The 23,520-nt window shown below is 63.1% G+C and carries 21 protein-coding genes; 5 read left to right on the top strand and 16 right to left on the bottom strand.

The features are described 5' to 3' along the window. Positions 1-27 precede the first annotated feature (27 nt). Both B5M41_RS21200 and B5M41_RS21195 read left to right on the top strand, forming a co-directional pair. Positions 28-1,374 carry a DNA polymerase IV gene (locus B5M41_RS21200; RefSeq protein WP_461675961.1) on the top strand — a complete coding sequence of 449 codons (1,347 nt, stop codon included), beginning with the start codon at positions 28-30 and terminating at the stop codon, positions 1,372-1,374. Positions 1,375-1,505: 131 nt separating this feature from the next. Then, a complete protein-coding gene (locus B5M41_RS21195) occupies positions 1,506-2,816 on the top strand; it encodes a L,D-transpeptidase family protein (protein WP_134650724.1) in 1,311 nt (436 codons plus the stop codon). Between the two features lie 64 nt (positions 2,817-2,880). Here the strand turns inward: B5M41_RS21195 and B5M41_RS21190 are convergent, their stop codons facing one another. Together B5M41_RS21190 and dnaE are read right to left on the bottom strand one after the other, a co-directional pair. Beyond that, positions 2,881-3,825, bottom strand: coding sequence for a tetratricopeptide repeat protein (locus B5M41_RS21190; RefSeq protein ID WP_230640269.1), 945 nt, complete (start codon positions 3,823-3,825; stop codon positions 2,881-2,883). A gap of 124 nt (positions 3,826-3,949) precedes the next feature. Then, positions 3,950-7,444 (bottom strand): DNA polymerase III subunit alpha, encoded by a 3,495-nt coding sequence (gene dnaE, locus B5M41_RS21185; RefSeq protein ID WP_134650726.1) that lies wholly within the window; start codon positions 7,442-7,444, stop codon positions 3,950-3,952. Positions 7,445-7,588: 144 nt separating this feature from the next. Between dnaE and B5M41_RS21180 the strand changes: the two genes are divergently transcribed. Then, a complete protein-coding gene (locus tag B5M41_RS21180) occupies positions 7,589-7,792 on the top strand; it encodes a hypothetical protein (protein WP_134650727.1) in 204 nt (67 codons plus the stop codon). Further along, the gene (locus B5M41_RS21175) at positions 7,789-8,367 is read left to right on the top strand and encodes an FG-GAP repeat protein (RefSeq protein ID WP_134650728.1); all 579 of its coding nucleotides are present in this window, start codon (positions 7,789-7,791) and stop codon (positions 8,365-8,367) included. The genes B5M41_RS21180 and B5M41_RS21175 overlap by 4 nt, the downstream gene beginning before the upstream one ends. A 34-nt stretch (positions 8,368-8,401) precedes the next feature. Here B5M41_RS21175 and B5M41_RS21170 read toward each other — a convergent pair whose 3' ends face one another. The 3 genes from B5M41_RS21170 to proS form a co-directional block, all read right to left on the bottom strand. Further along, positions 8,402-9,088, bottom strand: a complete 687-nt coding sequence (locus tag B5M41_RS21170) for an ABC transporter ATP-binding protein (RefSeq protein ID WP_134650729.1) — start codon at positions 9,086-9,088, stop codon at positions 8,402-8,404. Between the two features lie 11 nt (positions 9,089-9,099). Beyond that, positions 9,100-10,398 (bottom strand): lipoprotein-releasing ABC transporter permease subunit, encoded by a 1,299-nt coding sequence (locus B5M41_RS21165; protein ID WP_134650730.1) that lies wholly within the window; start codon positions 10,396-10,398, stop codon positions 9,100-9,102. Positions 10,399-10,584: 186 nt separating this feature from the next. Continuing rightward, positions 10,585-11,913, bottom strand: coding sequence for a proline--tRNA ligase (gene proS / locus B5M41_RS21160; RefSeq protein ID WP_134650731.1), 1,329 nt, complete (start codon positions 11,911-11,913; stop codon positions 10,585-10,587). A gap of 113 nt (positions 11,914-12,026) precedes the next feature. Here proS and B5M41_RS21155 point away from each other — a divergent pair, with 113 nt between their 5' ends. Next, positions 12,027-12,419, top strand: a complete 393-nt coding sequence (locus B5M41_RS21155) for a hypothetical protein (RefSeq protein WP_134650732.1) — start codon at positions 12,027-12,029, stop codon at positions 12,417-12,419. A 213-nt stretch (positions 12,420-12,632) separates the two neighbouring features. On the opposite strand, the gene B5M41_RS21150 is transcribed toward B5M41_RS21155, so the two are convergent. The 11 genes from B5M41_RS21150 to nuoH all read right to left on the bottom strand — a co-directional run bounded on the left by B5M41_RS21150 (position 12,633) and on the right by nuoH (position 23,504). Next, entirely contained in the window at positions 12,633-12,902 is a 270-nt protein-coding gene (locus B5M41_RS21150; protein ID WP_134650733.1) for a DUF1467 family protein, read from the bottom strand. Between the two features lie 75 nt (positions 12,903-12,977). Further along, positions 12,978-13,382 (bottom strand): methylmalonyl-CoA epimerase, encoded by a 405-nt coding sequence (gene mce, locus B5M41_RS21145; protein ID WP_134650734.1) that lies wholly within the window; start codon positions 13,380-13,382, stop codon positions 12,978-12,980. Positions 13,383-13,457: 75 nt separating this feature from the next. Next, positions 13,458-15,125 carry a ribonuclease J gene (locus B5M41_RS21140; protein WP_134650735.1) on the bottom strand — a complete coding sequence of 556 codons (1,668 nt, stop codon included), beginning with the start codon at positions 15,123-15,125 and terminating at the stop codon, positions 13,458-13,460. A gap of 15 nt (positions 15,126-15,140) precedes the next feature. Next, positions 15,141-15,881, bottom strand: coding sequence for a biotin--[acetyl-CoA-carboxylase] ligase (locus B5M41_RS21135; RefSeq protein WP_134650740.1), 741 nt, complete (start codon positions 15,879-15,881; stop codon positions 15,141-15,143). A 23-nt stretch (positions 15,882-15,904) separates the two neighbouring features. Further along, positions 15,905-17,347, bottom strand: a complete 1,443-nt coding sequence (gene nuoN / locus B5M41_RS21130; protein ID WP_134650736.1) for an NADH-quinone oxidoreductase subunit NuoN — start codon at positions 17,345-17,347, stop codon at positions 15,905-15,907. A 16-nt stretch (positions 17,348-17,363) separates the two neighbouring features. Next, on the bottom strand, positions 17,364-18,878 hold the full coding sequence (locus tag B5M41_RS21125) for an NADH-quinone oxidoreductase subunit M (RefSeq protein WP_134650737.1): 1,515 nt from the start codon (positions 18,876-18,878) through the stop codon (positions 17,364-17,366). After that, positions 18,878-20,875, bottom strand: a complete 1,998-nt coding sequence (nuoL, locus tag B5M41_RS21120) for an NADH-quinone oxidoreductase subunit L (protein ID WP_134650738.1) — start codon at positions 20,873-20,875, stop codon at positions 18,878-18,880. Before nuoL ends, B5M41_RS21125 begins: the two co-directional genes overlap by 1 nt. Positions 20,876-20,882: 7 nt before the next feature. After that, the gene (gene nuoK / locus B5M41_RS21115) at positions 20,883-21,191 is read right to left on the bottom strand and encodes an NADH-quinone oxidoreductase subunit NuoK (protein ID WP_134650739.1); all 309 of its coding nucleotides are present in this window, start codon (positions 21,189-21,191) and stop codon (positions 20,883-20,885) included. A gap of 25 nt (positions 21,192-21,216) precedes the next feature. Then, a complete protein-coding gene (locus B5M41_RS21110; RefSeq protein WP_134711015.1) occupies positions 21,217-21,831 on the bottom strand; it encodes an NADH-quinone oxidoreductase subunit J in 615 nt (204 codons plus the stop codon). Positions 21,832-21,929: 98 nt separating this feature from the next. After that, a complete protein-coding gene (gene nuoI / locus B5M41_RS21105) occupies positions 21,930-22,421 on the bottom strand; it encodes an NADH-quinone oxidoreductase subunit NuoI (protein ID WP_023513863.1) in 492 nt (163 codons plus the stop codon). A 36-nt stretch (positions 22,422-22,457) separates the two neighbouring features. Then, the gene (nuoH, locus tag B5M41_RS21100; RefSeq protein ID WP_134652270.1) at positions 22,458-23,504 is read right to left on the bottom strand and encodes an NADH-quinone oxidoreductase subunit NuoH; all 1,047 of its coding nucleotides are present in this window, start codon (positions 23,502-23,504) and stop codon (positions 22,458-22,460) included. Positions 23,505-23,520: the final 16 nt, after the last annotated feature.

Genomic DNA, 23,520 nt, shown 5'->3' with positions numbered 1-23,520 from the left:
TCGCGATGTTCAACTTTTGTTCCTGACATGCGCTCCGCTGCCACGCGATTTCCGGGTTTCTGTCGCGACTGCCTCTCCGGGCAGGCTGCGGACCTGCGCCGCTGTCGTGCCTGCGGCAGCCCGCGCCTTGTCTACCACCCCGAACTCGACGACCTGACGCTGGCCCATATCGACTGCGATGCCTTCTATGCGGCGATCGAGAAGCGCGACAATCCCGACCTGGCCGACAGACCGGTCATCATTGGGGGCGGCAAGCGCGGCGTGGTGTCCACCGCCTGTTATGTTGCGCGCATCCACGGCGTGCGCTCGGCCATGCCGATGTTCAAGGCGCTGGAAGCCTGCCCGGACGCGGTGGTGATCCGGCCCGACATGGAGAAGTATGCGCGCGTCGGCCGGCAGATACGCACCATGATGCAGGAACTGACGCCGCTGGTGCAGCCGCTGTCGATCGACGAGGCCTTCCTGGAGCTGAAAGGCACCGAGCGGCTGCATCACGACACGCCTGCCCGTGTGCTCGCCCGCTTCGCACAGCGGGTCGAGAAGGAGGTGGGCATCACCATCTCCATCGGCCTGTCCTATTGCAAGTTCCTCGCCAAGGTCGCCTCCGACCTCAACAAGCCGCGCGGCTTCTCCGTCATCGGCGAGGCGGAGGCGCTCGCCTTCCTCAAGGACAAGCCGGTTCGCATCATCTGGGGTGTCGGCAAGGCCTTCGCGCAGACGCTGGAGAGCGACGGTATCCGCACGGTCGGCCAGCTCCAGACCATGGAGGAGACGGACCTGATGCGGCGCTACGGCATCATGGGCAAGCGCCTCTTCAACCTCTCCCGCGGGCAGGACGACCGCGAGGTCCACGCCAATGAAGCGGCCAAGAGCGTATCGGCGGAAACCACCTTCTTCGACGATATCTGGCGCTATGACGATCTTGTCGCCCATCTGCGCCAGCTCAGCGAAAAGGTCGCGAGCCGCCTGCGCAAGTCGCAGATCGCCGGCCATACGGTGGTGCTGAAGCTCAAGAGCGCCGATTTCAAGAGCCGGACACGCAACCGCAAGCTCGAGGACCCCACCATGCTGGCCGACCGGATCTTCCGCACCGGCATGGAGCTCCTGCGCAAGGAAGCCGACGGCACGAAGTACCGGCTCATCGGCATCGGCGTCAGCGACCTCACCGATTCCGGCCGCGCCGACCCGCCCGACCTGGTCGATCCCGCCGCTAGCCGCCGCGCCGCGGCGGAAGCAGCGATGAACACGCTGCGCGACAAGTTCGGCAAGGCAAGCGTGGAGACCGGCTACACGTTCGGCCGCTCCGGCCCCGAGCGAACTCACGGAAAAGTGAGCCTGAAAGCCGTGGGGAAATTCGACGACCCGAGCGAATAAATCCCGGCAAACCGGCGTTTTCCTATGTATCGGGATGGCACGGCAGGGGACATCGGAACGGTGCATCAAGTGTTCCTTAAACCGGATGCACTAGGATTATCCCCGGTTTGTATTGCGTACGGGTGGGTTACATGAAGTTTCGTCTTGCCGCTGGCATGAGCATTCTGGGTCTGATGCTGAGTTGCACGAGCGCCCTTGGCGGCACGCTCGAAGGGCCGCTCCAGATCGTGGTGTCCAAGGATCTCCAGGAATTGAAGATCTACGATGGCGGCGTGGTCGTGGCGACCTCGCGCGTTTCCACCGGCAAGGCCGGCCACTCGACGCCGACGGGCATCTTCTCCATTCTCGAAAAGAAGCGCACGCACTTTTCCAATATCTATGACAGCGCACCGATGCCCTTCATGCAGCGGCTGACCTGGTCGGGTATCGCGCTGCACGCCTCCAACAGCGTGCCCTCCTACCCGGCTTCGCACGGCTGCGTGCGCCTGCCCAACGATTTCGCCAAGACGCTGTTTTCCGCCACCCGTCGCGGCGGGCATGTCCTGATCTCCGACCGGGACGTCGCGCCGCAACGCGTGGTTCATGCCGCCCTCTTCAAGCCCTCGATTGTCGTGCCGGATACGCCCCTGCTTTCCGATGCCGGCCTGCGGCCCGCGCTGATCGAGGCCGGCGACAAGAGTGTCGAGGTCGCGATGACCGAGCCCAAGCCGTCGGCGGTCGAACCCGTCGTCGTCAGGACCGAGCAGGACCCGATCCGTATCCTGATCACCCGCCGCGGCGAGCGCGAAGCGCTGCTCGACCTGCAAACGCTGCTCAACACGCTGGGTTACGACGCCGGCGCGCCGGACGGCCGCCACGGCAAGCAGACGATCACGGCGATCCGCGCCTTCCAGCTGGCGGAGGGATTGAAGGAGGACGGCATGGTGACGCCTGAGCTCGTTGCCGCCGTCTATGCCAAGGCCGGCAAGGGTGCACCGCCGAACGGCCAGATCCTCGTGCGGCAGAAGTTCAAGCCGCTCGTCGAGGAGGCGATCACCATCCGCCAGCCGGACGTCGCATTGGGCACGCATTTCCTGCTCGCGCGCGCCGTCGATGCCGACAAGGGCACAGCCGAATGGTACGGCGTGAGCATGGACAACCAGTTGCCGAAATCGGCCCTGAAGCGGCTCGGAATCACCACCGAGGCGGACGCGAGCGCGCCGGACGCGATCGCCCGCACGCTGGACCGGCTGGATATCCCCGAGGACATGCGCAACCGTATTTCCGGCCTGATGGGCGAAGGCGCGTCGCTGTCCATTTCCGACACGGGGCTTGGCCCGGAAACCGGCGACGGGACGGACTTCATCACCATCACACGCAAGGTGCAGAAGGCCGACGCGTCCGTCACGCAGGGCAGCAGGAAATCGAAAAAGAAAAAGTCGTCGGTGACGGTCATCAACTGACCCTCCGCGACGATGTCAACTAAGGCCACCCGGCATCCGGCGGATGGCCTTTTGCTTTGCGTGTTCACTCGCCAAGGCGGCGCAGCAGCTCGTCGTAATCCTCCTGCGCCGTCGCCAGCTGGCCTTCGTCGCCGGCCGCGCGCAGACGCTCGATCCGGGTCAGCATGAAGGCCTTGGCGTCCTCCTTCCGCCCCAGCTCGTAGGCAAGCACGCCGCGCTGGAACAGCAGGTCCTGCACGGTATCGAGGTCGTTATCCGCCTCGGCGATCGCCAGCACACGTTCCAGATACGGCTCGGCCTCCTGCTTTCGGCCCATCGCGTGCAGGTTCTGCGCCAGATTGGTCAGCACGGTCGTCAGGTTGGGGTGACTTTTGCCAAATATCTTCTCGCCGCGGGCGAGCACATCGAGATTTAGCGTGTAGGCCTGCTCGTAGAGCTTCGCCTCGTGCAGCTGATAGGCCTGCTTCTGGCGCACACCGGCACGCTGGTCGTCGCTGTAGCCGTCGTAACGGTCGGCGATCAGTGCCGCCTTGCCATATTGCTCGGCGGACAGCGCGTGGCTGGCGCTGTTGCCGGGGATCTTCGCGTAACCACCGAGCATTTCGGCATAGAGATAGCGGTCTTGAAGCTGGCGCCCGAGCGGGCGGCTGTCGCTGTCCGCCAGTGTCATGAGCTCCGCCAGGGCATCTATCCCGTCTTCAAACGGAACGACAGAAGAGCGGCTCGTGACGAGACCGATCATCGACAGGATGTCGCGGCGTTCGTCGATCAAATCCTGCCGCTTGCCGACATAGCTGCGCAAGACCTTCAGCTCATCCACCGCGTCGGTGCCGCTGAACTGCACGTTCTCGTCGTCGACGCGGCTGCGCATCAGCGCGACCCGCTGGCGAAGCTGCTCATCGTCGGCCGGTGCGGCCTGCTTTTCGATGGTGATCGTCTCGCGTTCTGCCATGGCAATAGACGGAAGGCTGAGGACGGCGAAGAGGCAATACACAAGGGCAGCGCGCAATCGCATCCGTTTCCTCCGGTTCCCTGTTGATGGTTACAGGTCAGGAATTGGCAAACGACGCCCTGAAGATCAAGATCGCAAACCGTCTTTTCGGACGGCCCGGGCGGCAGCGCAACGCGACCGCCTAGACCAACTCCACATCAAGCACGCCCGGCGCCGAGCGCAGGGCGGCTGCGATTTCGGGGGAGATGCGGAAGCGCTCGTTGAGTTCGACCTCGATTTCGCGCTGGCCGTTGTCCTTGATGACGATGAAGGACACGAGGCCGTCGCCCTTGGTGTTGAGATGGGCGGCGATGGACCGTAGCGGACCGGAATCACGCACATAGACGCGCAGCGCCTTCTGCGTCTGCAACGCTTCCTCCTCCAGCGAACGCAGCGTCTGGATGCGCAGGCCGATGCCTTCCGGCCGCTCCTCCGCCTGGACCGTCATGACCAGCGATTTACCGGGCTCCAGCAGATCGCGATACTGGTTCAGCATTTCGGAAAACAGCACGGCCTCGAACTGGCCGGAGGAATCCGAGAAGGCGACGATGCCCATCTTGTTGCCGGTGCGCGTCTTGCGCTCCTGCTTGGATGTGACGGTGCCGGCAAGGCGGCCGGCCGTCGCGCCGCGCTTTACCGCGACGGAGAAGTCGCCGTAGGTCTGTACGCGCATCTTCGACAGGATGGGTGCATAGGTATCGAGCGGGTGGGCCGAAAGATAGAAGCCGAGCACCTGGAACTCGCGGTGCAGCTTTTCCGAGGCAAGCCATGGCGTGTAGGCCGGCAGCGTGATGACCTCGGGTCCCGTCGCGGCCCCCATGCCGAAAATATCGCCCTGCCCGCTCGTCTTGTTCTCCTGGGCGCGCTGGGCTGCGCCGAGCAGCCGGTCCAGGCCGGCGATCATGGCCGCCCGGTCATGGCCGAAGCAATCGAAGGCGCCGGCGATGATGAGGCTTTCGAAGACGCGGCGGTTGACGAATTTCGGATCGATGCGGGTGCAGAAATCCTCCAGGCTCTTGAACGGCGTCGTGCCGCGCACCTCGACGATGTGCTGCACGGCGGCCTCGCCGACACCCTTGATGGCGGCGAGCGCATAATAGATGCGGTTCTCACCCGTTTCGAAATGCGCAAAGGACGTCTGGACCGACGGCGGAATGACCGCGATGCCGAGGCGCCCGGCATCCTGCCGGAAATCGTTCAGCTTGTCGGTGTTGGACATATCGTAGGTCATCGACGCGGCGAGGAACTCGACCGGGTAATGCGCCTTCAGATAGGCCGTCTGGTAGGAGACGATGGCGTAGGCTGCGGCGTGCGACTTGTTGAAACCGTAATTGGCGAACTTGGCGAGCAGGTCGAAGATCAGGTCGGCCTGCGGCTTGGACACGCCGTTCCTGACCGCGCCCTCGACGAAACGGGCGCGCTGCTTGTCCATCTCCTCCTTGATCTTCTTGCCCATGGCGCGGCGCAGCAGGTCGGCCTCGCCGAGCGAATAGCCCGAGAGCACCTGGGCGATCTGCATCACCTGCTCCTGGTAGACGATGACGCCCTGGGTCTCCTTGAGCAGGTGGTCGATCATCGGATGGATCGACTCGATCTCCTCTTCGCCGTGCTTGCGCGCATTGTAGACCGGGATGTTTTCCATCGGGCCCGGGCGATAGAGCGCGACGAGCGCGATGATGTCCTCGATGCAGTCGGGCCGCATGCCGATCAGCGCCTTGCGCATGCCGGCACTTTCCACCTGGAACACGCCGACCGTTTCGCCGCGCGAGAGCATTTCGTAGGTCAGCTGGTCGTCGAGCGGCAGGCTTTCGAGCTTGACCTCGATGCCGCGCTTGCGAATGAAGTCGACGGCGGTTTTCAGGACGGTCAGCGTCTTCAGGCCGAGGAAGTCGAACTTCACGAGGCCCGCCTGCTCCACCCACTTCATGTTGAACTGGGTGACGGGCATGTCGGAACGCGGGTCGCGGTACATCGGCACGAGCTGCGACAGCGGCCGATCGCCGATCACGATGCCGGCGGCGTGCGTGGAGGCGTGCCGGTAGAGGCCCTCGATCTTCTGGGCGATGTCGAGCAGGCGCGCGACGACCGGCTCCTTCTCCGCCTCCTCCTGCAGCTTGGGCTCCTCCTCGATCGCCTTGTAGAGCGGCGTCGGGTTGGCCGGGTTGTTCGGCACGAGCTTGCAGATCTTGTCGACCTGACCATAGGGCATTTCCAGCACGCGGCCGACGTCGCGCAGCGCGGCGCGGGCCTGCAGCGAACCGAAGGTGATGATCTGCGCCACCTGCTCGCGGCCGTATTTCTGCTGCACGTAGCGGATCACCTCTTCGCGGCGGTCCTGGCAGAAGTCGATGTCGAAGTCGGGCATCGAGACGCGTTCCGGATTGAGGAAGCGCTCGAAGAGCAGCGAGAAACGCAGCGGATCGACGTCGGTGATGGTGAGCGCATAGGCCACCAGCGAGCCCGCGCCCGAACCACGGCCCGGCCCGACGGGAATGTTGTGCTGCTTGGCCCATTTGATGAAGTCGGCAACGATGAGGAAGTAGCCGGGGAACTTCATGCGCTCGATGACGCTGAGTTCGAAATCCAGCCGCTCGCGGTAATCCTGCTCGGTGTAACCCGGCGACAGTCCCAGAAGGGCCATGCGGCTTTCAAGGCCTTCCACCGATTGCCGGCGCAGCTCTGCCGATTCGGCCCGCTCGGCCTCTTCCGGATCATCCGTGGCGCCGGTGAAGCGCGGCAGGATCGGGCCGCGCGTCTTCAGAACGAAGGAACAGCGCTGCGCGATCTCGACCGTGTTCTCCAAGGCCTCCGGCAGATCGGCAAACAGCGCCGCCATGTCCTTGCGGCTCTTGAGGTAGTGATCGGGCGACAGGCGGAACCGGTTGTCATCCGACACCATCGCATTGTGCGCGACCGCCATCAGCGCGTCATGCGCGTCGTAATCATCCGGCGCGGGGAAGAAGGGCTCGTTGGTCGCGACCAACGGCAAATCCTCGGCATAGGCGAGTTCGACCATGCGCCGCTCGTGCTGGCGGTCGTAACGGCCGTGGCGCTGCAACTCGATATAGAGGCGGTCGCCGAAGGCCGCCTTCAGCGCCTTGAGCCGCGCCTTGGCGACGGCCGGCTGGCCGGCGAGATACGCCATGTCGACCGGGCCGCCGAGGGCACCGGTCAGCGCGATCAGCCCCTCCGTGCCCTCCTCCAGCCAGCTTCTCGCGATGCGAACCGACTGACCGCTCTCGCCGCCGAGATAGGCGCGGCTGACAAGCTCCACCAGGCGCACATAACCGGCATCGGTTGCCGCCAACAGCACGATCGACGGCAGCTTGACGAGCTGCGCCTGCGAGCCGCGCCGCTCCCCCTCGCCTTCGTCTTCCATGTCGATCGACAGCTGGCAGCCGATCAGCGGCTGGATCCCGTCGCCGATCGCCTTCTGCGAAAACTCGAGCGCGGCGAATAGATTGTTCGTGTCGGTGATGGCGATGGCCGGCTGCTGGTCGGACACCGCCTTGCCGATGATCTTCTTGATCGGCAAGGCGCCCTCGAGCAGCGAGAACGCCGAATGCACGCGCAGATGCACGAATTGCGGCGTTTCCGCGATCTTCTCGCTGTCTGAGCCCGGTGCCGCTTCCGCCATCTGCTTCGTCCTTTCAATCAGGCAGGAAGCTTAAGCGGATTCGCACCCGCCTCGTCCAGACGGTTCTTGCCCTTGCACCCGATATCCACGCGGCAAGGCGCATTCCGTTGACGGATGCGGCGAAAATGTCAGATGCCGAAGAGAATGACGGAGAAGCTGGCGACGAACATTGCCATGGTGGTGAAGGCTGCGAGATCGCGAAGAAAGTCGGTCATTGGTGTCTCCCTTTCCTTTTATGTTTTTATTTTGTTCCACTCTTGTTCTCATGTCAACAGTTTTCCACAGCCCCTCTGGACCGCCGCCGCCAAGCGCAATACGGTCTGGTCGATCAACGGAGAATTGAGATGAAGTCGTTTGCCGCCGCCCTGCTGTTTTCCACGACCGTTCTGCCCGCCGGCGCGATCGCCGCCGACTTTCCGGCAGAACGCATCATCGCCATGGCGAGTGGCGACTGGAACAAGGACGGAACCGCGGATCTCGCCGTCATCGCGACCCCGGAAAACGACGGCGACGACAACGGGCTCTATGTCTATCTGGCCAAACCGAACGAAAGTCGGCTGACAGTCGCCCTGTCGCTGCCCAACGCCGTCTGGGGCAGCCTCACCCTGTTCGGCCAGGAGCCCGAGCTTGCCGCACTTGCCAACGGCTCCTTCACGCTGTCGACGAAGAACGAAGCCGTCGGCCGCGACCGTTGGCGCCAGTCGCTCACCATCGCCTATCGCAACTTCGATTTCATCGTGGCGGGCTACACCTTCACGTCCTACGACACGCTGAACCCCGACGGCGGGCAGGAATGCGACCTGAACGTCCTGACCGGCAAGGGAAAGAGCAGCGGCCGGCCGGTGGCCGGCCAGGCGCAGTTCGTTCTCCTGAAGGATTGGAAGGACGATATCGGCCGCTCGATCTGCGGCCTCGACAACTGATCCTGACGCGCGTCACCGCACGCCGGGTGCGGCCTCAGGCGAGTTCGCGCACGAGGCCGTCTTCGATCGTCACGCGGCGGTCCATCAGGCCCGCTAGCTCATGGTTGTGCGTGGCGATCATCGCAGCAAGCCCGGACTGGCGGGCAAGCGCCTCCAGCGCCTCGAAGACGTAGCCGGCGGTTTCCGGGTCGAGATTGCCGGTGGGCTCGTCGGCCAGAAGCAGAAGCGGCGCATTGGCCACGGCGCGGGCAATCGCCACGCGCTGCTGCTCGCCGCCGGAAAGCTCCGAGGGCCGATGGTCGGCACGGTGGCCGATGCGCATGTAATCGAGCAACTGCGCTGCGCGCTCGCGCGCTTCCGCCTTGGTGAGGCCGGAAATGAGCTGCGGCATCATGATGTTTTCGAGTGCCGTAAATTCCGGCAGCAGGTGGTGGAACTGGTAGACGAAGCCGATCTCGCCGCGACGGATGGCCGTGCGCTCGTCATCACCGAGGGTCGCGCAGGAATGGCCGTTGACGAGGACCTCGCCGGCATCGGGCTTTTCCAGCAGGCCCGCGATATGCAGCAGAGTCGATTTTCCGGTGCCGGACGGGGCGACGAGCGCGACCGTCTCGCCGCTCCGCAGCGTGAAATCGGCGCCGCGCAGGATCGACAGCGTGGTTTCGCCCTGGCCATAGTGCCGTTCGATGCCCTTCAGTTCCAAAGCGACGCGCGCAGTCATGCGTTCTGTTCCTATTCGTACCGAAGGGCCTGGACGGGATCGAGCTTGGAGGCGCGCCAGGCGGGGAAGATCGTCGCGAGGAACGACAGCGCCAGCGCCATGACGACCACCGATACCGTCTCGCCGGCATTCATGTCGGCAGGCAGCTGGCTCAGGAAGTAGAGTTCCGGGTTGAACAGCGTCGTGCCCGATATCCAGGAGAAGAACTGGCGGATGGATTCGACGTTGAGGCAGACGACGACGCCGAGCAGCACGCCGGCGAACGTGCCGACCGTACCGATGGCCGCGCCCGTCATGAAGAAGATGCGCATGATGGCGCCCGACGTCGCCCCCATGGTGCGCAGGATCGCGATGTCGCTGCCCTTGTCCTTCACCAGCATGATCAGGCCGGAAATGATGTTGAGCGCCGCGACCAGCACGATCAGCGTCAGGATCATGAACATGACGTTGCGCTCGACCTCGAGTGCGGAGAAGAACGTCTTGTTGCGCTGGCGCCAGTCGGTGATGAAGATCTGCCGCTCCGCTGCCGCCTCCAGCGGCTGGCGAAGTTCATCGACCGCATCCGGGTTGGACACGAACAACTCGATCGACTGCACGATGCCTTCGGCATTGAAATAGAGCTGCGCTTCCTCGAGTGGCATGTAGATGATCGACGCATCGTATTCCGACATGCCGATCTCGAAGATCGCCGAAACCGTATAGGTCTTCACGCGTGGGTTGACGCCGAGCGGCGTCACGTCGCCGTCCGGCGCGACGAGCGTGATCTGCCCGCCCGCGCTGAGACCGAGCTGCTCGGCCATGCGCGCGCCGATCGCCACGCCGCCCGTGGCGAAGCCGACGAGATCGCCTTCCTTGATGTGATCGGAGACGGCCTTCATCTTGGCGAGATCTTCGGGACGCACGCCGCGCACCAGCGCGCCGGTGCCCGCCCCCGCCGTGCCCGAGGCCAGCGTCTGGCCCTCGACGAGCGGGATCGCCATGGTGACGCCGGCCACTTTCGAAAGCCGCTCGGCCAGCTGGCCGTAGTTGGTCAGCGGCGTATCGATGGGCTGAACGATCATATGGCCGTTGATGCCGAGGATGCGGGAGATCAGCTCCGTACGGAAACCGTTCATGACCGCCATGACGATGATGAGCGTCGCCACGCCCAGCATGATGCCGATAAAGGAAAAGCCGGCAATGACCGAGATGAAGGCTTCCTTGCGCCGGGAGCGCAGGTAGCGCCAGGCGACCATCCGCTCGAAAGCGGAGAACGGGCGGCTCTTCTTGACGGCCTGGGCCTCTGTCGCCCCGCTCGCTGCGTCAGCCATGCTGTCTCCCTGTTACACCGGGAGCATGCCGCATGCCCCCCTCATCCGCCTGCCGGCACCTTCTCCCCGTGGGGGAGAAGGACAATGTCGCCACCTCCTCTTTCCTTCTCCCCGCCGGGGAGAAGGTGGCCCAAAGGGCCGGATGAGGGGGCGATTTCCGCATTCTCTGTTCCTGCTCTGCCCGTATCAATTCCCTGAAGTCAGGCGGTTGATCGCCGCCTCGATGGTCAGCGTCTCGCGTTCGCCGGTCTTGCGATCCTTGATCTCGACCTCGCCATTGGCGATGCCACGCGGACCGGCAATGATCTGGACCGGTGCGCCGATCAGGTCGGCGGTCGCGAATTTCGCACCCGCACGCTCGTCCTTGTCGTCGTAGAGAACGTCGATGCCGGCCTTCAGGAGCGCGTTGTAGATCGTCTCGCAGGCGGCGTCGCAGGCGGCATCGCCCGACTTCATGTTGATGACGATGGCCTCGAAGGGCGCGATGGCCTTGGGCCAGATGATGCCGTTCTCGTCATGCGAAGCTTCGATGATCGCCGGCACAAGGCGCGTCGGGCCGATGCCGTAGGAACCCATATGCACGGCATGTTCCTTGCCGTCGGGGCCCTGGACCTTGGCGCCCATCGTTTCGGAATACTTGGTGCCGAAATAGAAGATGTGGCCGACCTCGATGCCGCGGGCGGACAGGCGCTCGCCCTCCGGGATCGCATCGAAGGCCGCGGCGTCATGCATTTCGGACGTGGCCGCATAACGCGACGTCCACTTGTCGAAGATCGCCTTCAGTTCCGCGGCATCCTCGAAGTTGGTGTCTTCCGAGGGAATGTCGAGGTTCAGGAAGTCCTTGTGGCAGAACACTTCCGACTCGCCCGTATCGGCCAGGATGATGAATTCGTGGCTGAGGTCGCCGCCGATCGGGCCCGTATCGGCACGCATCGGAATGGCGCGCAGGCCCATGCGCGTGAAGGTGCGCAGATAGGCGGCGAACATGCGGTTATAGGCGTGGACCGCGCCTTCGCGGTTCAGGTCGAAGGAATAGGCGTCCTTCATCAGGAATTCGCGCGAGCGCATGGTGCCGAAACGCGGGCGGATCTCGTCGCGGAACTTCAGCTGGATATGGTAGAGATTGAGCGGCAGGTCCTTGTAGGACTTCACGAACGAGCGGAAGACGTCCGTGATCATCTCCTCGTTGGTCGGGCCGTAGAGCATCGGGCGCTCCTGGCGGTCCTTGATGCGCAGCATTTCCTTGCCATAGGCGTCGTAACGGCCGCTTTCCTGCCAGAGCTCGGCAGACTGCAGCGTCGGCATCAGAAGCTCGACGGCGCCGGCACGGTTCTGCTCCTCGCGGATGATCGCGTTCACCTTGTCCAGCACGCGCTTGCCGAGCGGCAGCCAGGTGTAGATGCCCTGGGACTGCTGCTTGATCATACCCGCACGCAGCATGAGCCGGTGGGAGACGATTTCAGCCTCCTTGGGATTTTCCTTGAGGATGGGCAGGAAGAAGCGGGAAAGACGCATAAGGAAGGGTTCCGAACTGACCGAACCGCCCTATGGGGGGAATCGGGCAAAATGACGTTGATTTTCACGCGTTCATAAACGCTTCGCGAAAGGAAGGAAACCCGGCAGGCCTCATGGGCGCGACGGCGCGAAGCACTGTCCACCGCTCTTGGCGGCTCGGAGGAATGTGGCAAAAAAAGGGGCGATCAATAACGGAAATTGCGCGCGGCTTGTCAATGGAAAAATTTTATTCCACTGTAGCAAAAATGCAAAAAAACCGGATGACAACGCCTAAGCTTTGGGCTAATTTCAGGTCACAAAACAGGCAGGAAGTGCAAATTCCAGCCAAATTCGCGGTCAAGTCTTGGGAGGATCAGATCTTTGGCGCGCGCAGACGCTGCCACCGCACAACGGATAGAGATCACGCGATACCTGTAAAACAAGGCTTTAAGCCTTGTTTTTTTTTTGACTTCATGCCGACGCCTTCCTTTACGTCAGAATTTTTCGGCGATGTCCACGGGACATAGGCGCGCACCCTCTTACGCTGCGACACTCGGCCTCACCGGCGCATCTCCGCGCCTTCATTTCCAGATCCTCGAAATTCCGCCTGCCCGCGCCATTTACAGGATGCGTATAACGCCAAAGCGCGCGACGTGCCAAAGGAACGGATTTCCTGGATATCCGCCGAACAGGAATGGAATGCTTCGGCCCTTGTCGGGCCGTTAACATATGCGGCAGGGCTATTCGAAGTCGGGATAGAGCTGCGGAAGGGAATCGATGCGGTAGCCGAAGCGCACGGACAGGATATACCAGCCGCCATAGATCAGCGCCGAGACAAGGGTGGTCATCAGGACCACGCGACCGCCGCGAAAGCGCGCCGGCGCGCTTTCCACGGAGCCGGGCACCACCTCGTTCGCCTCGGCCTGCGTGCGCAGTCCGAACGGCAGGACGGCGAAAAGCGTCATCCACCAGACGATGAAATAAACGGCAAAGTAGGAAACGAATTGCATGGGCGGCCCTCGTGCGACAGCGCCCTTTTACGCCGGGCGAACGCGAAGTTCAAATGGAAGACGGGCGGCGCGCTGTCACACCTGTTCGAGCTCGACCAGAGTGCCGAGGAAATCCTTGGGGTGCAGGAAAAGCACCGGCTTGCCGTGGGCGCCGGTCCTGGGGTTTCCGTCGCCCAGCACGCGCGCGCCACCGGCGACCAGCCTGTCACGCGCGGCGAAAATATCGTCCACCTCGTAGCAGATATGGTGCATGCCGCCCGATGGCGCCTTTTCGAGGAAGGCCGCAATCGGCGATGCCTCGCCCAGCGGCTCCAGCAGTTCGACCTTGGTGTTCGGCAGTTCGACGAACACCACCGTCACGCCATGCTCCGGCAGTGCCTGCGCCTGCGATACTTTCGCGCCCAAAGTATCACGATAGATCGCCGTGGCCGCGGCGAGATCCGGCACGGCGATGGCGATGTGATTGACCCTTCCGAGCATGTTATCCCCTCCGTTCAGAGCATCCTGCGTGGCCTGCCCCCTCATCCGGCATCATCGGAACAGCTAGCCCGGCAATCAGACCTTGGTCAGGAACACCGTCACGACGGGCTTCTTGCCCCAGATCTCGTTTGCGGTGGACCGCACCGCGCGGCGCACCGCTTCGCGCACCATTTCGAGATCCTTGCGGCGGGCCCGCGGAATGCTTTCGACGGCGCCGAGGATGGCATCGTAGAGCGTATCGCCCATATCCTCGCCCTCGTCGTCGAACTGCGGCAGGCCGAAGGGCTCGACCTCGGGATCGCCCATGAAATCGTAACGGCTGTCGAGCAGGACGCTGACGGCGACGTGACCGACGAAGGCCAGCTTGCGCCGCTCGCCGATCCCCATCTCCTCGAAATCGCCGATCAGGTTGCCATCCTTGAAGATGCGGCCGAACGGAGCGTGGTCGACGACTTCGGGCTCGCCGGGGGCAAGTTTCAGGACGTCGCCATTGCGCACGCGCGGGACCTTGCCGATGCCGGACTGTTCCGCAAGCTCAGCATGCGCCGTCAGATGGGCGGCTTCGCCGTGCACGGGCACGACGATCTTCGGGCGCACCCAGCCATACATCTGCTGCAGCTCGTGGCGACGGGGGTGGCCCGACACGTGCACCAGCGCCTCGGAATCGGTGATGATATGGATGCCCTGCTCGATCAGGCCGTTCTTGATATCGTTGATCGCCTTCTCATTGCCGGGAATGGCGCGCGAGGAGAAGATGATCGTATCGCCGGCGGTGAAGGCGACGTTGCGCATCTCGTCACGGGCGATCTTGGCCAGCGCCGCACGCGGCTCGCCCTGGCTGCCGGTGAGGATCACCACGACCTTGTCGCGGGGAATGTAGCCGAATTCGTCCTCGGCAATGAACGGTTTGATGCCTTCCATCAGGCCGATGTCGCGCGCCACATCCGTCACGCGCTTCATGGAACTGCCGAGCAGCAGCACCTCGCGCCCGGCGGCCTCGGCGGCGCGCGCAATCGAGCGGATGCGCCCGACATTCGACGAGAAGGTGGTGATGCCGACCCGGCCCTCGGATGCCTCGATGATCTTGGTGAGGCTTTCCGACACCTCGCGCTCGGACGGCGAAACGCCGTCGCGCAGGGCGTTTGTGCTGTCGCAGATCAGCGCCAGAACGCCCTCGTCGCCGAGCTTGCGGAAGCGCGTCTCGTCCGTCAGCGGACCAAGCGACGGCTCAAGGTCGATCTTCCAGTCGCCGGTATGGACGACCGTGCCGAGCGGCGTCTTGATCGCCAGCGACATGGGCTCGGGGATCGAGTGGTTGACACCGATCGCCTCGATTTCGAAGGGCCCGACATGGATGCGGTCGCCCTGCTTGAAGATCGTGACGGGAATTTCGACGCGGCTGCGCTCGTAGTCGCGCTTGGCCTCCAGCATGCCGGCCGTGAAAGGCGATGCATAGACCGGCACGTTGAGGCCGGGCCACAGGTCGTTCAGCGCGCCGTAATGATCTTCGTGCGCGTGGGTGATGATGATGCCCTTCAGCCGGTCGCGTTCCTTGGCCAGGAAGCGGATATCGGGCAGGACGAGATCGACGCCCGGCAAATCCGGTCCCGGGAAGGTGACGCCGCAATCGACCATGATCCACTGGCGGTTGGCCTTCGGGCCGTAGCCGTAGAGCGCCAGGTTCATGCCGATTTCGCCGACGCCGCCAAGCGGCAGGAACACCAGTTCGTCTTCTTGTGCCATCGTGTTCAAAACATCCTATCCAAAAAATACGTCGCCGGCCGCGATCAAGCGCGTGCCGCCGTCATCCGTCTCCAGCTTGAGGAGACCTGTATCATCAATTCCCGCAAAGCGCCCGGAAATCGAACGGTCCGGGAGATTGACCGTTATGTTTTCGCCGATGCCGCCGGCGACCTGCTTCCAGCGTTCCATGATCACGGCGATGCCCTGCCCGCCGTCCCACAAGGAAAGTGTCTTCGCCATCGACTGGAAGAGATGGGCGAAAAGCTCGTCGGGGGAAGCGGATACGCCGAAATCGCGCAGCGTCGCCACGGGATAGAGGCCCGCCTCCGGGGCGACGGCCACATTGATGCCGATGCCGATGACCAGCGCATGCCGGCCGTCGGCAAGCGTTTCCCCTTCCACGAGGATGCCGCAGACCTTGCGGCGCTCGATGAGGATGTCATTGGGCCACTTGATCAGCACATCGGGCGCATCGAGCGGCACCACGCGGCTGATCGCATCCTGCACCGCAACGGCGACGGCGAGCGGCAGGGAGCCGAGACGGTCCATCGGCGCCGCATCGATCAGCAGCAGCGAGGCATAGAGATTGCCGGGTTCGGAGAACCATGCTCGGCCGCGCCGCCCGCGGCCGCCGGTCTGGCGCACGGCGGTCACCCAGAGACCGGAAAGCGCGCCCTTTCGGGCGCGCTCCAGGCATTCCGTGTTGGTCGAACTCACATCCGTGAGCGCCTCGTGCCGGAAGTCGTCAAGCGACATCAGGCGAGGATGACCGGACCAGCTCAAAAGAAGGTCCGTGCCGCCGCTTCGGCTGCGTTGCCGATCGGCCCGCCGATCAGGATATAGCCGAGAACGAAGAGGCCGGAGAGACCGAAGACCAGCTTCAGCTCGCCAGAGGTGCGGGCGAATTCGCCGGTCGGCTCGTCGAACCACATCACCTTGATGACCCGCAGGTAATAGTAGGCGCCGACGACCGACGACAGCACGCCGATGATGGCGAGCGCATAGAGATGCGCCTCGATCGCCGCCATGAACACGAAGTACTTGGCGAAGAAGCCGGCCATGGGCGGAATGCCGGCAAGCGAGAACATGAGGACCGTCAGGACGGTCGCCATGAAGGGATTGGTCGAGGACAGACCCGCGAGGTCGTTGATATCCTCGACATTGCCGCCTTCCTTGCGGCGCATGGCAAGGATGCAGGCGAAGGTACCGAGCGTCATGACCATGTAGATGAGCATGTAGAGCGCGACGCCGCGCACACCGGCCATGGAGCCGGCGGCAAGGCCGACCAGCGCATAGCCCATATGGCCGATGGAGGAATAGGCCATCAGGCGCTTGATGTTCTTCTGGCCGATGGCGGCGAACGAACCGAGCAGCATCGAGGCGATCGAGATGAAGACGATGACCTGCTGCCAGTCGGCGACGACGGGCTCGAAGGCATCGATGACGATGCGCACGAGCATGGCCATGGCGGCGACCTTCGGCGCGGCCGCGAAGAAGGCCGTGACCGGGGTCGGCGCGCCTTCATAGACGTCCGGCGTCCACATGTGGAACGGCACGGCGGAGATCTTGAAGGCAAGGCCGGCAAGGATGAAGACCAGGCCGAAGACGAGACCGAGCGAACGGCCCTCGGCGGTCAGCGCGGAGGCGATTTCCTGGAAGCCGATCTGGCCGGTGAAGCCGTAGACCAGCGACATGCCGTAGAGCAGCATGCCCGAAGACAGCGCGCCGAGCACGAAGTACTTCAGGCCGGCTTCCGTCGAGCGCAGGCTTTCGCGGTTGATGGCGGCGACGACATAAAGCGCGAGCGACTGGAGTTCCAGCGCCAGATACAGCGACAACAGGCTGTTGGCAGAGATCATCAGCAGCATGCCGAGCGTCGACAGCACGATCAGCACCGGGAACTCGAAGCGGTCGAGCTGGTCGGAACGCGCGTGACCGACCGTCATGACCATGGCCGTGATCGAGCCGATCAGCGCCAGCACCTTCATGAACCGTGCGAACGGGTCTGAGATGAATGCGCCGCCATAGGCCTGGCCCTCGCCCGTGGCGAGCACCAGCCAGAGGCCGGAGATGATGAGCAGCGCGACGGCAAGCCCCGTGACCGTCGTCCCGGAGCGTTCGCCCGAGAAGACACCGATCATCAGCAGGGCCAGGGCGCCAACGGCCAGAATGATCTCCGGCATCGAGAGCTGCAGGCTGGCGAGGATTGTATCAGCAGTCATGTCTAGGGTCCCGTCGTCAGTTCGCCAGAAGCGCAACAGAGTGCTGCGCCGCTTGCAGAGCCGCGGAATATTGGTTGAGCAGGGCGTCGACCGAAGCCGCCGTCACATCGAAGACCGGTGACGGATAGACACCGAAGAAGATGGTCAGGATACCCAGCGGATAAAGCAGGAGCTTTTCACGGCCCGAGAGATCGAGCAGCGACTTCAGGCTTTCCTTCTCGAGCGCACCGAAGATCACCCGCCGGTAGAGCCAGAGCGCATAGGCGGCCGAGAGGATGACGCCGGTGGTCGCAAAAAGCGCAACCCAGGTGTTGGCGCGGAAGACGCCGAGCAGCGTCATGAACTCGCCGACGAAGCCGGACGTGCCGGGAAGGCCGACATTCGCCATGGTGAACAGCATGAAGGCGACGGCGTATTTCGGCATGTTGTTGACGAGACCGCCATAGGCCGAGATCTCGCGGGTGTGCAGCCGATCATAGACCACGCCGACGCAGAGGAAGAGCGCGCCCGAGACGATGCCGTGCGACAGCATCTGGAAGATGGCGCCCTGCAGGCCCTGCGCATTCGCCGCGAAGATGCCCATGGTGACGTAGCCCATATGGGCGACCGACGAATAGGCGATCAGCTTCTTGATGTCGTCCTGCATCATGGCCACCAGCGAGGTGTAGATGATGGCGATGACCGACAGCGTGAAGACGAAGGGCGCGAAATAGTCCGAGGCGAGCGGGAACATCGCGAGCGAGAAACGGATGAAACCGTAGCCGCCGAGCTTCAGGAGCACACCTGCCAGGATGACCGAACCCGCCGTCGGCGCCTGAACGTGCGCGTCGGGAAGCCAGGTATGCACCGGCCACATCGGCATCTTCACCGCGAAGGACGCGAAGAAGGCGAGCCACAGCCAGGTCTGCATGTGGGCCGGGAAGTTGTAGGCGAGCAGTTCCGTGATGTCGGTCGTGCCGGCCTGCCAGTACATCGCCATGATGGCGAGCAGCATCAGCACCGAGCCGAGCAGCGTGTAGAGGAAGAACTTGTAGGATGCGTAGACGCGATCCTTGCCGCCCCACACGCCGATGATGATGAACATCGGAATGAGGCCCGCTTCGAAGAACACGTAGAACAGCACGATGTCGAGCGAGACGAAGACGCCGACCATGAACACTTCCAGAAGCAGGAAGGCGATCATGTAAGCCTTCAGGCGCTTCTCGATGGTGTTCCAGCTCGCCAGCACGCAGAACGGCATCAGGAAGGTCGAGAGGATGACGAACAGCATGGAGATGCCGTCGACGCCCAGATGGTAGGAGATGCCGGTGCCGAGCCATTCATGCTTCTCGGTCATCTGGAAACCGGGGTTCGAATAGTCGAAGCCGATCCAGATGAAGAGCGAGAGCACGAAGGTGAAGACCGTCGTTAGCAGCGCGACATTCAGGATGTTGCGGCGGCCGTACGGGCTGTCTTCACGCGTCAGCAGCAGAAGCGCCACGCCGACGAGCGGGAGAAAGGTGACCGCTGAAAGAATGGGCCAATCGGTCATCAGAGGGAACTCCCGAGCATCATCCAGGTGACGAGTGCTGCAATACCCAGCAGCATCGCGAATGCGTAGTGATAGAGGTAACCGGTCTGGAGACGCACGACACGGTCGGTGACGTCGACGACGCGGGCGGCGACACCGTTCGGGCCGAGACCGTCGATGACGGCGCCGTCACCCTTCTTCCAGAGGAACCGGCCCAGAGCCTTTGCCGAACGCACGAAGAGGAAATCGTACAGTTCGTCGAAGTACCACTTGTTGAGCAGGAACTGGTAGAGGCCGCGGTGCTGTTCCGCCAGATATTTCGGGGTCTCCGGCGAGCGGATGTACATGTACCAGGCGGTGACGAAGCCGAGTGCCATGGCGGCGAACGGGCTCCACTTCACCCACAGCGGGACGTGGTGGTACTCGTTGACGAGGTCGTTGCCCGGCAGCGTGAACAGAGCGCCCTGCCAGAACTCGCCGTAGTGATGGCCGAAGAAATATTCGACGAAGATCACACCGGCGAAGATCGCGCCCACGCCCAGAATGTAGAGCGGGATCAGCATCACGGCCGGCGATTCGTGCACGTGGTGCATGACGTCTGCGGATGCGCGCGGCTTGCCGAAGAAGGTCATGAAAGCCAGGCGCCAGGAATAGAAGCTCGTGAAGAGCGCGGCGATGACCAGGAGCACGAAGGCGAAGCCGGCGATCGGGCTGTGCGACGCGAAGGTCGATTCGATGATCGCATCCTTCGAGAAGAAGCCGGCGAAGCCGATGACCGTGCCCGGGATGCCGACGCCGGTCAGCGCGAGCGTGCCGATCGTCATCATCCAGAAGGTGATTGGGATGTGCTTGCGCAGGCCGCCCATGTAGCGCATGTCCTGCTCGCCATCGACGGCGTGGATGACGGAACCCGCGCCGAGGAACAGCAGGGCCTTGAAGAAGGCGTGCGTGAACAGGTGGAAGACGGCCGCGCCATAGGCGCCGATGCCGAGCGCCACGAACATGTAGCCGAGCTGCGAGCAGGTCGAGTAGGCGATCACGCGCTTGATGTCGTTCTGCACGAGGCCGACGGTCGCGGCGAAGAAGGCCGTGATCGCGCCGACGAGCGTGACGACCATCAGGGCATCATGCGACAGTTCGAAGACCGGCGACATGCGGGCGACGAGGAAGACGCCTGCGGTGACCATGGTCGCGGCATGGATGAGGGCCGAAACCGGGGTCGGGCCTTCCATGGCGTCCGGAAGCCAGGTGTGCAGCAGGAACTGCGCCGACTTGCCCATCGCGCCCATGAAGAGCAGCAGGCAGGTGGCCGTCAGCGCATGCGACTTGTCGAGCGACATGCCGAACAGGTTGATGACGGGTTCAGCGGCATCCGCAGCGCCTTCGGCCGGCAGATAGGTGGCGGCGGTCGCGAAGATCGTTTCGAAATTGATCGAGCCGAACAGCACGAAGACGCAGGAAATGCCGAGAATGAAGCCGAAGTCACCGACGCGGTTGACGATGAACGCCTTCATGGCGGCCGCGCTGGCCGAGGGCTTCTTGTACCAGAAACCGATCAGCAGATAGGACGCCAGACCCACGCCTTCCCAGCCGAAGAACATCTGCAGCAGGTTGTCGGCCGTCACCAGCATGAGCATGGCGAAGGTGAAGAGCGAGAGATAGGCGAAGAAGCGCGGCCGATGCGGATCGTGGTGCATGTAGCCGATCGAGTAGATGTGCACGAGCGTCGAGACCGTGTTGACCACGACGAACATCACGGCCGTCAGCGTATCGACGCGGAACGCCCATTCGACATCGAGGTTGCCGGACTGGATCCAGCGCAGCACGCTGACCTTGATCATCTCCGTCTCGCCCATGGCGACGTCGAAGAAGACGATCCACGACAGCACGGCGGCGATGATCATGAACCCGGACGTGACGTATTCCGATGCCTTGGCGCCGATGGCGTTGCCGCCGATGCCGGCGATCAGGAAGCCGATCAGCGGAAGAAAGACGATTGCCTTGATGATGGTATCCATGACCCGATCAGCCCTTCATCACGTTGACGTCTTCGACGGCGATCGAACCGCGGTTACGATAGAAGACGACGAGAATTGCAAGACCGATGGCCGCTTCCGCAGCCGCGACGGTCAGAATGAACAGCGCGAAGACCTGGCCGACGATGTCGTTCAGGAACGCCGAGAACGCGATCATGTTGATGTTGACCGCAAGCAGGATCAGTTCGATCGACATCAGGATGACGATGACGTTCTTCCGGTTGAGGAAGATGCCGAAGACGCCGAGGGTGAAGAGGATGGCGCTGACCGTGAGATAGTGGGAAATACCGATTTCCATGATGCTTTTCCTTGTCCGCGCGGCCTCAGATGCCCTGCCCGGGCTTCACCTTGACCACCTCGACGGCGGTTTCCGGCGTACGGGCAACCTGCTGCGAGATGTTCTGGCGCTTGATGTTTGGCTTGTGGCGCAGCGTCAGCACGATCGCGCCGATCATGGCGACGAGCAGCACGAGGCCGGCGATCTGGAAGAAATAGACGTAGTGCGTATAGAGCACGTCGCCGAGCGCTGCCGTGTTGGTCCGTTCCGCCACCGGCGGGATCGGCATGGAGATGTTCGAGGCGATTTCCGGCGAAAGCGTCGAACCGCCGATGACGACGATGAGCTCGATGGCCAGGATGACGCCGATGAGCGCGCCGACCGGTGCATATTCAAGCACGCCCGCACGCAAGGCGGCGAAGTCGATGTCCAGCATCATGACGACGAAGAGGAAGAGAACCGCGACGGCGCCGACATAGACGACCAGCAGGATCATCGCCAGGAACTCGGCGCCCGTCAAAAGGAACAGGCCCGCCGCGTTGAAGAAGGTGAGGATCAGGAACAGCACGGAATAAACCGGGTTCCTCGACGCGATCACCATGAAGGCGGACGCCACCGCCACGAAGGCGAACAGATAGAAGAATAGAGCCTGCAGACCCATTTTGGTGCCTTTTCGTCTTCCCCGGAGAAGGTCCCCCCTCCCCGTCGAAGCCTGACGACCCTCTCGTCAGGCACTTGAAATTCAATACGCCCCGCCGATCAGCGGTAAGGCGAGTCCATCGCGATGTTGCGGGCGATTTCCCGCTCCCAGCGATCGCCGTTCTCGAGGAGCTTCTGCTTGTCGTAGTAGAGCTCTTCGCGCGTCTCGGTCGAGAACTCGAAGTTCGGACCTTCGACGATGGCGTCGACCGGGCAGGCTTCCTGGCAGAAGCCGCAATAGATGCACTTCACCATGTCGATGTCGTAGCGCACCGTGCGGCGGGTGCCGTCGTTGCGGCGCGGACCGGCCTCGATGGTGATGGCCTGGGCAGGACAGATCGCCTCGCACAGCTTGCAGGCGATGCAGCGCTCTTCACCGTTCGGGTAACGGCGCAGCGCATGCTCGCCGCGGAAGCGCGGAGAGACCGGGCCCTTTTCGAAGGGATAGTTCACCGTTGCCTTCGGGCGGAAGAAGTAGCGCATCGACAGGAAGAACGCGCCGACGAATTCCTTGAGGAACAGCGAATTTACGGCTTGCGAAAGACTAGCCATTTCAAGCTCCAATGCTGCTGAGGCGGGAGACGGTCATCATGGCGACCAGCCCGTGAGCTTCAGCACGAATGCGGTAATGACGACCATGGCAAGCGAGATCGGAAGGAAGATCTTCCAGCCGAGACGCATGAGCTGGTCGTAGCGGTAGCGCGGCACGAAGGCCTTCACCATCGCGAACATGAAGAAGACGAGAAGCGCCTTCAGGACGAACCATACGATGCCGGGAACCCAGTTCAGGAACCAGACGTCGACCGGAGGCAGCCAGCCGCCGAGGAAGAGGATCGTGGTCAGCGCGCACATCAGGCAGATGGCGGCATATTCGCCGAGCATGAACATCATGTACGGGGTGGAGCCGTACTCGACCATGAAGCCGGCGACGAGTTCGGATTCCGCTTCCGGAAGGTCGAAAGGCGGGCGGTTCGTCTCGGCCAGCGCCGAGATGAAGAAGACCACGAACATCGGGAACAGCGCCAGCCAGTGCCAGTCGAGGAACGACGGCGGCAGGCCGAGGCGCGTGCCGAGACCGTCGCTCTGCGCGTTGACGATATCCGACAGGTTCAGCGAACCGACGCAGAGCAACACGGTGACGATGACGAAGCCGATCGACACTTCATAGGACACCATCTGTGCGGCCGAACGCAGCGCGCCGAGGAACGGGTACTTCGAGTTCGAAGCCCAGCCGCCCATGATGATGCCGTACACTTCGAGCGACGAGATCGCGAAGATGTAGAGGATGCCGACATTGATGTTGGCGATCATCCAGCCGTCGTTGACCGGGATCACCGCCCAGGTCGCCAGCGCCAGCGTCACCGAAACGAGCGGGGCCAGCAGGAAGATGACCTTGTTGGCCGTTGCCGGGATGACCGGCTCCTTGAAGACGAACTTCAGAAGGTCGGCGAAGGACTGCAGCAGGCCGAAGGGGCCGACGACGTTCGGGCCGCGGCGCAGCTGAACGGCCGCCCAGATCTTGCGGTCTGCCAGAAGGATGAAGGCGATCGACACCAGAAGCAGCACCAGCAGCAGAAGCGACTGGGCCACGATGATGAGGCCGGGCCAGACATAGGTCGAAATGAAAGCGTCCATAACGTCTTATTCCTTC

Origin of the sequence: Shinella sumterensis (genome assembly GCF_004514425.2) — a bacterium.
GTDB classification, from domain to species: domain Bacteria; phylum Pseudomonadota; class Alphaproteobacteria; order Rhizobiales; family Rhizobiaceae; genus Shinella; species Shinella sumterensis.
The sequence above is the reverse complement of the archived record's forward strand: the minus strand, read 5'-3'. Positions and strand labels throughout refer to the sequence as shown.

Bases quoted from the DNA above. Each gene is read 5' to 3' on its own strand.
- B5M41_RS21125 (WP_134650737.1), bottom strand. From the start codon at position 18,878: ATGACCGATTGGCCCATTCTTTCAGCGGTCACCTTTCTCCCGCTCGTC.
- B5M41_RS21165 (WP_134650730.1), bottom strand. From the start codon at position 10,398: ATGGCTGACGCAGCGAGCGGGGCGACAGAGGCCCAGGCCGTCAAGAAG.
- B5M41_RS21155 (WP_134650732.1), top strand. From the start codon at position 12,027: ATGGGCGCGACGGCGCGAAGCACTGTCCACCGCTCTTGGCGGCTCGGA.
- nuoN (WP_134650736.1), bottom strand. From the start codon at position 17,347: ATGACTGCTGATACAATCCTCGCCAGCCTGCAGCTCTCGATGCCGGAG.
- B5M41_RS21150 (WP_134650733.1), bottom strand. From the start codon at position 12,902: ATGCAATTCGTTTCCTACTTTGCCGTTTATTTCATCGTCTGGTGGATG.
- mce (WP_134650734.1), bottom strand. From the start codon at position 13,382: ATGCTCGGAAGGGTCAATCACATCGCCATCGCCGTGCCGGATCTCGCC.
- B5M41_RS21135 (WP_134650740.1), bottom strand. From the start codon at position 15,881: ATGTCGCTTGACGACTTCCGGCACGAGGCGCTCACGGATGTGAGTTCG.
- proS (WP_134650731.1), bottom strand. From the start codon at position 11,913: ATGCGTCTTTCCCGCTTCTTCCTGCCCATCCTCAAGGAAAATCCCAAG.
- B5M41_RS21175 (WP_134650728.1), top strand. From the start codon at position 7,789: ATGAAGTCGTTTGCCGCCGCCCTGCTGTTTTCCACGACCGTTCTGCCC.
- B5M41_RS21170 (WP_134650729.1), bottom strand. From the start codon at position 9,088: ATGACTGCGCGCGTCGCTTTGGAACTGAAGGGCATCGAACGGCACTAT.
- B5M41_RS21180 (WP_134650727.1), top strand. From the start codon at position 7,589: ATGACGGAGAAGCTGGCGACGAACATTGCCATGGTGGTGAAGGCTGCG.
- nuoH (WP_134652270.1), bottom strand. From the start codon at position 23,504: ATGGACGCTTTCATTTCGACCTATGTCTGGCCCGGCCTCATCATCGTG.
- B5M41_RS21140 (WP_134650735.1), bottom strand. From the start codon at position 15,125: ATGGCACAAGAAGACGAACTGGTGTTCCTGCCGCTTGGCGGCGTCGGC.
- B5M41_RS21200 (WP_461675961.1), top strand. From the start codon at position 28: ATGCGCTCCGCTGCCACGCGATTTCCGGGTTTCTGTCGCGACTGCCTC.
- nuoK (WP_134650739.1), bottom strand. From the start codon at position 21,191: ATGGAAATCGGTATTTCCCACTATCTCACGGTCAGCGCCATCCTCTTC.
- dnaE (WP_134650726.1), bottom strand. From the start codon at position 7,444: ATGGCGGAAGCGGCACCGGGCTCAGACAGCGAGAAGATCGCGGAAACG.
- B5M41_RS21195 (WP_134650724.1), top strand. From the start codon at position 1,506: ATGAAGTTTCGTCTTGCCGCTGGCATGAGCATTCTGGGTCTGATGCTG.
- B5M41_RS21110 (WP_134711015.1), bottom strand. From the start codon at position 21,831: ATGGGTCTGCAGGCTCTATTCTTCTATCTGTTCGCCTTCGTGGCGGTG.
- nuoL (WP_134650738.1), bottom strand. From the start codon at position 20,875: ATGGATACCATCATCAAGGCAATCGTCTTTCTTCCGCTGATCGGCTTC.
- nuoI (WP_023513863.1), bottom strand. From the start codon at position 22,421: ATGGCTAGTCTTTCGCAAGCCGTAAATTCGCTGTTCCTCAAGGAATTC.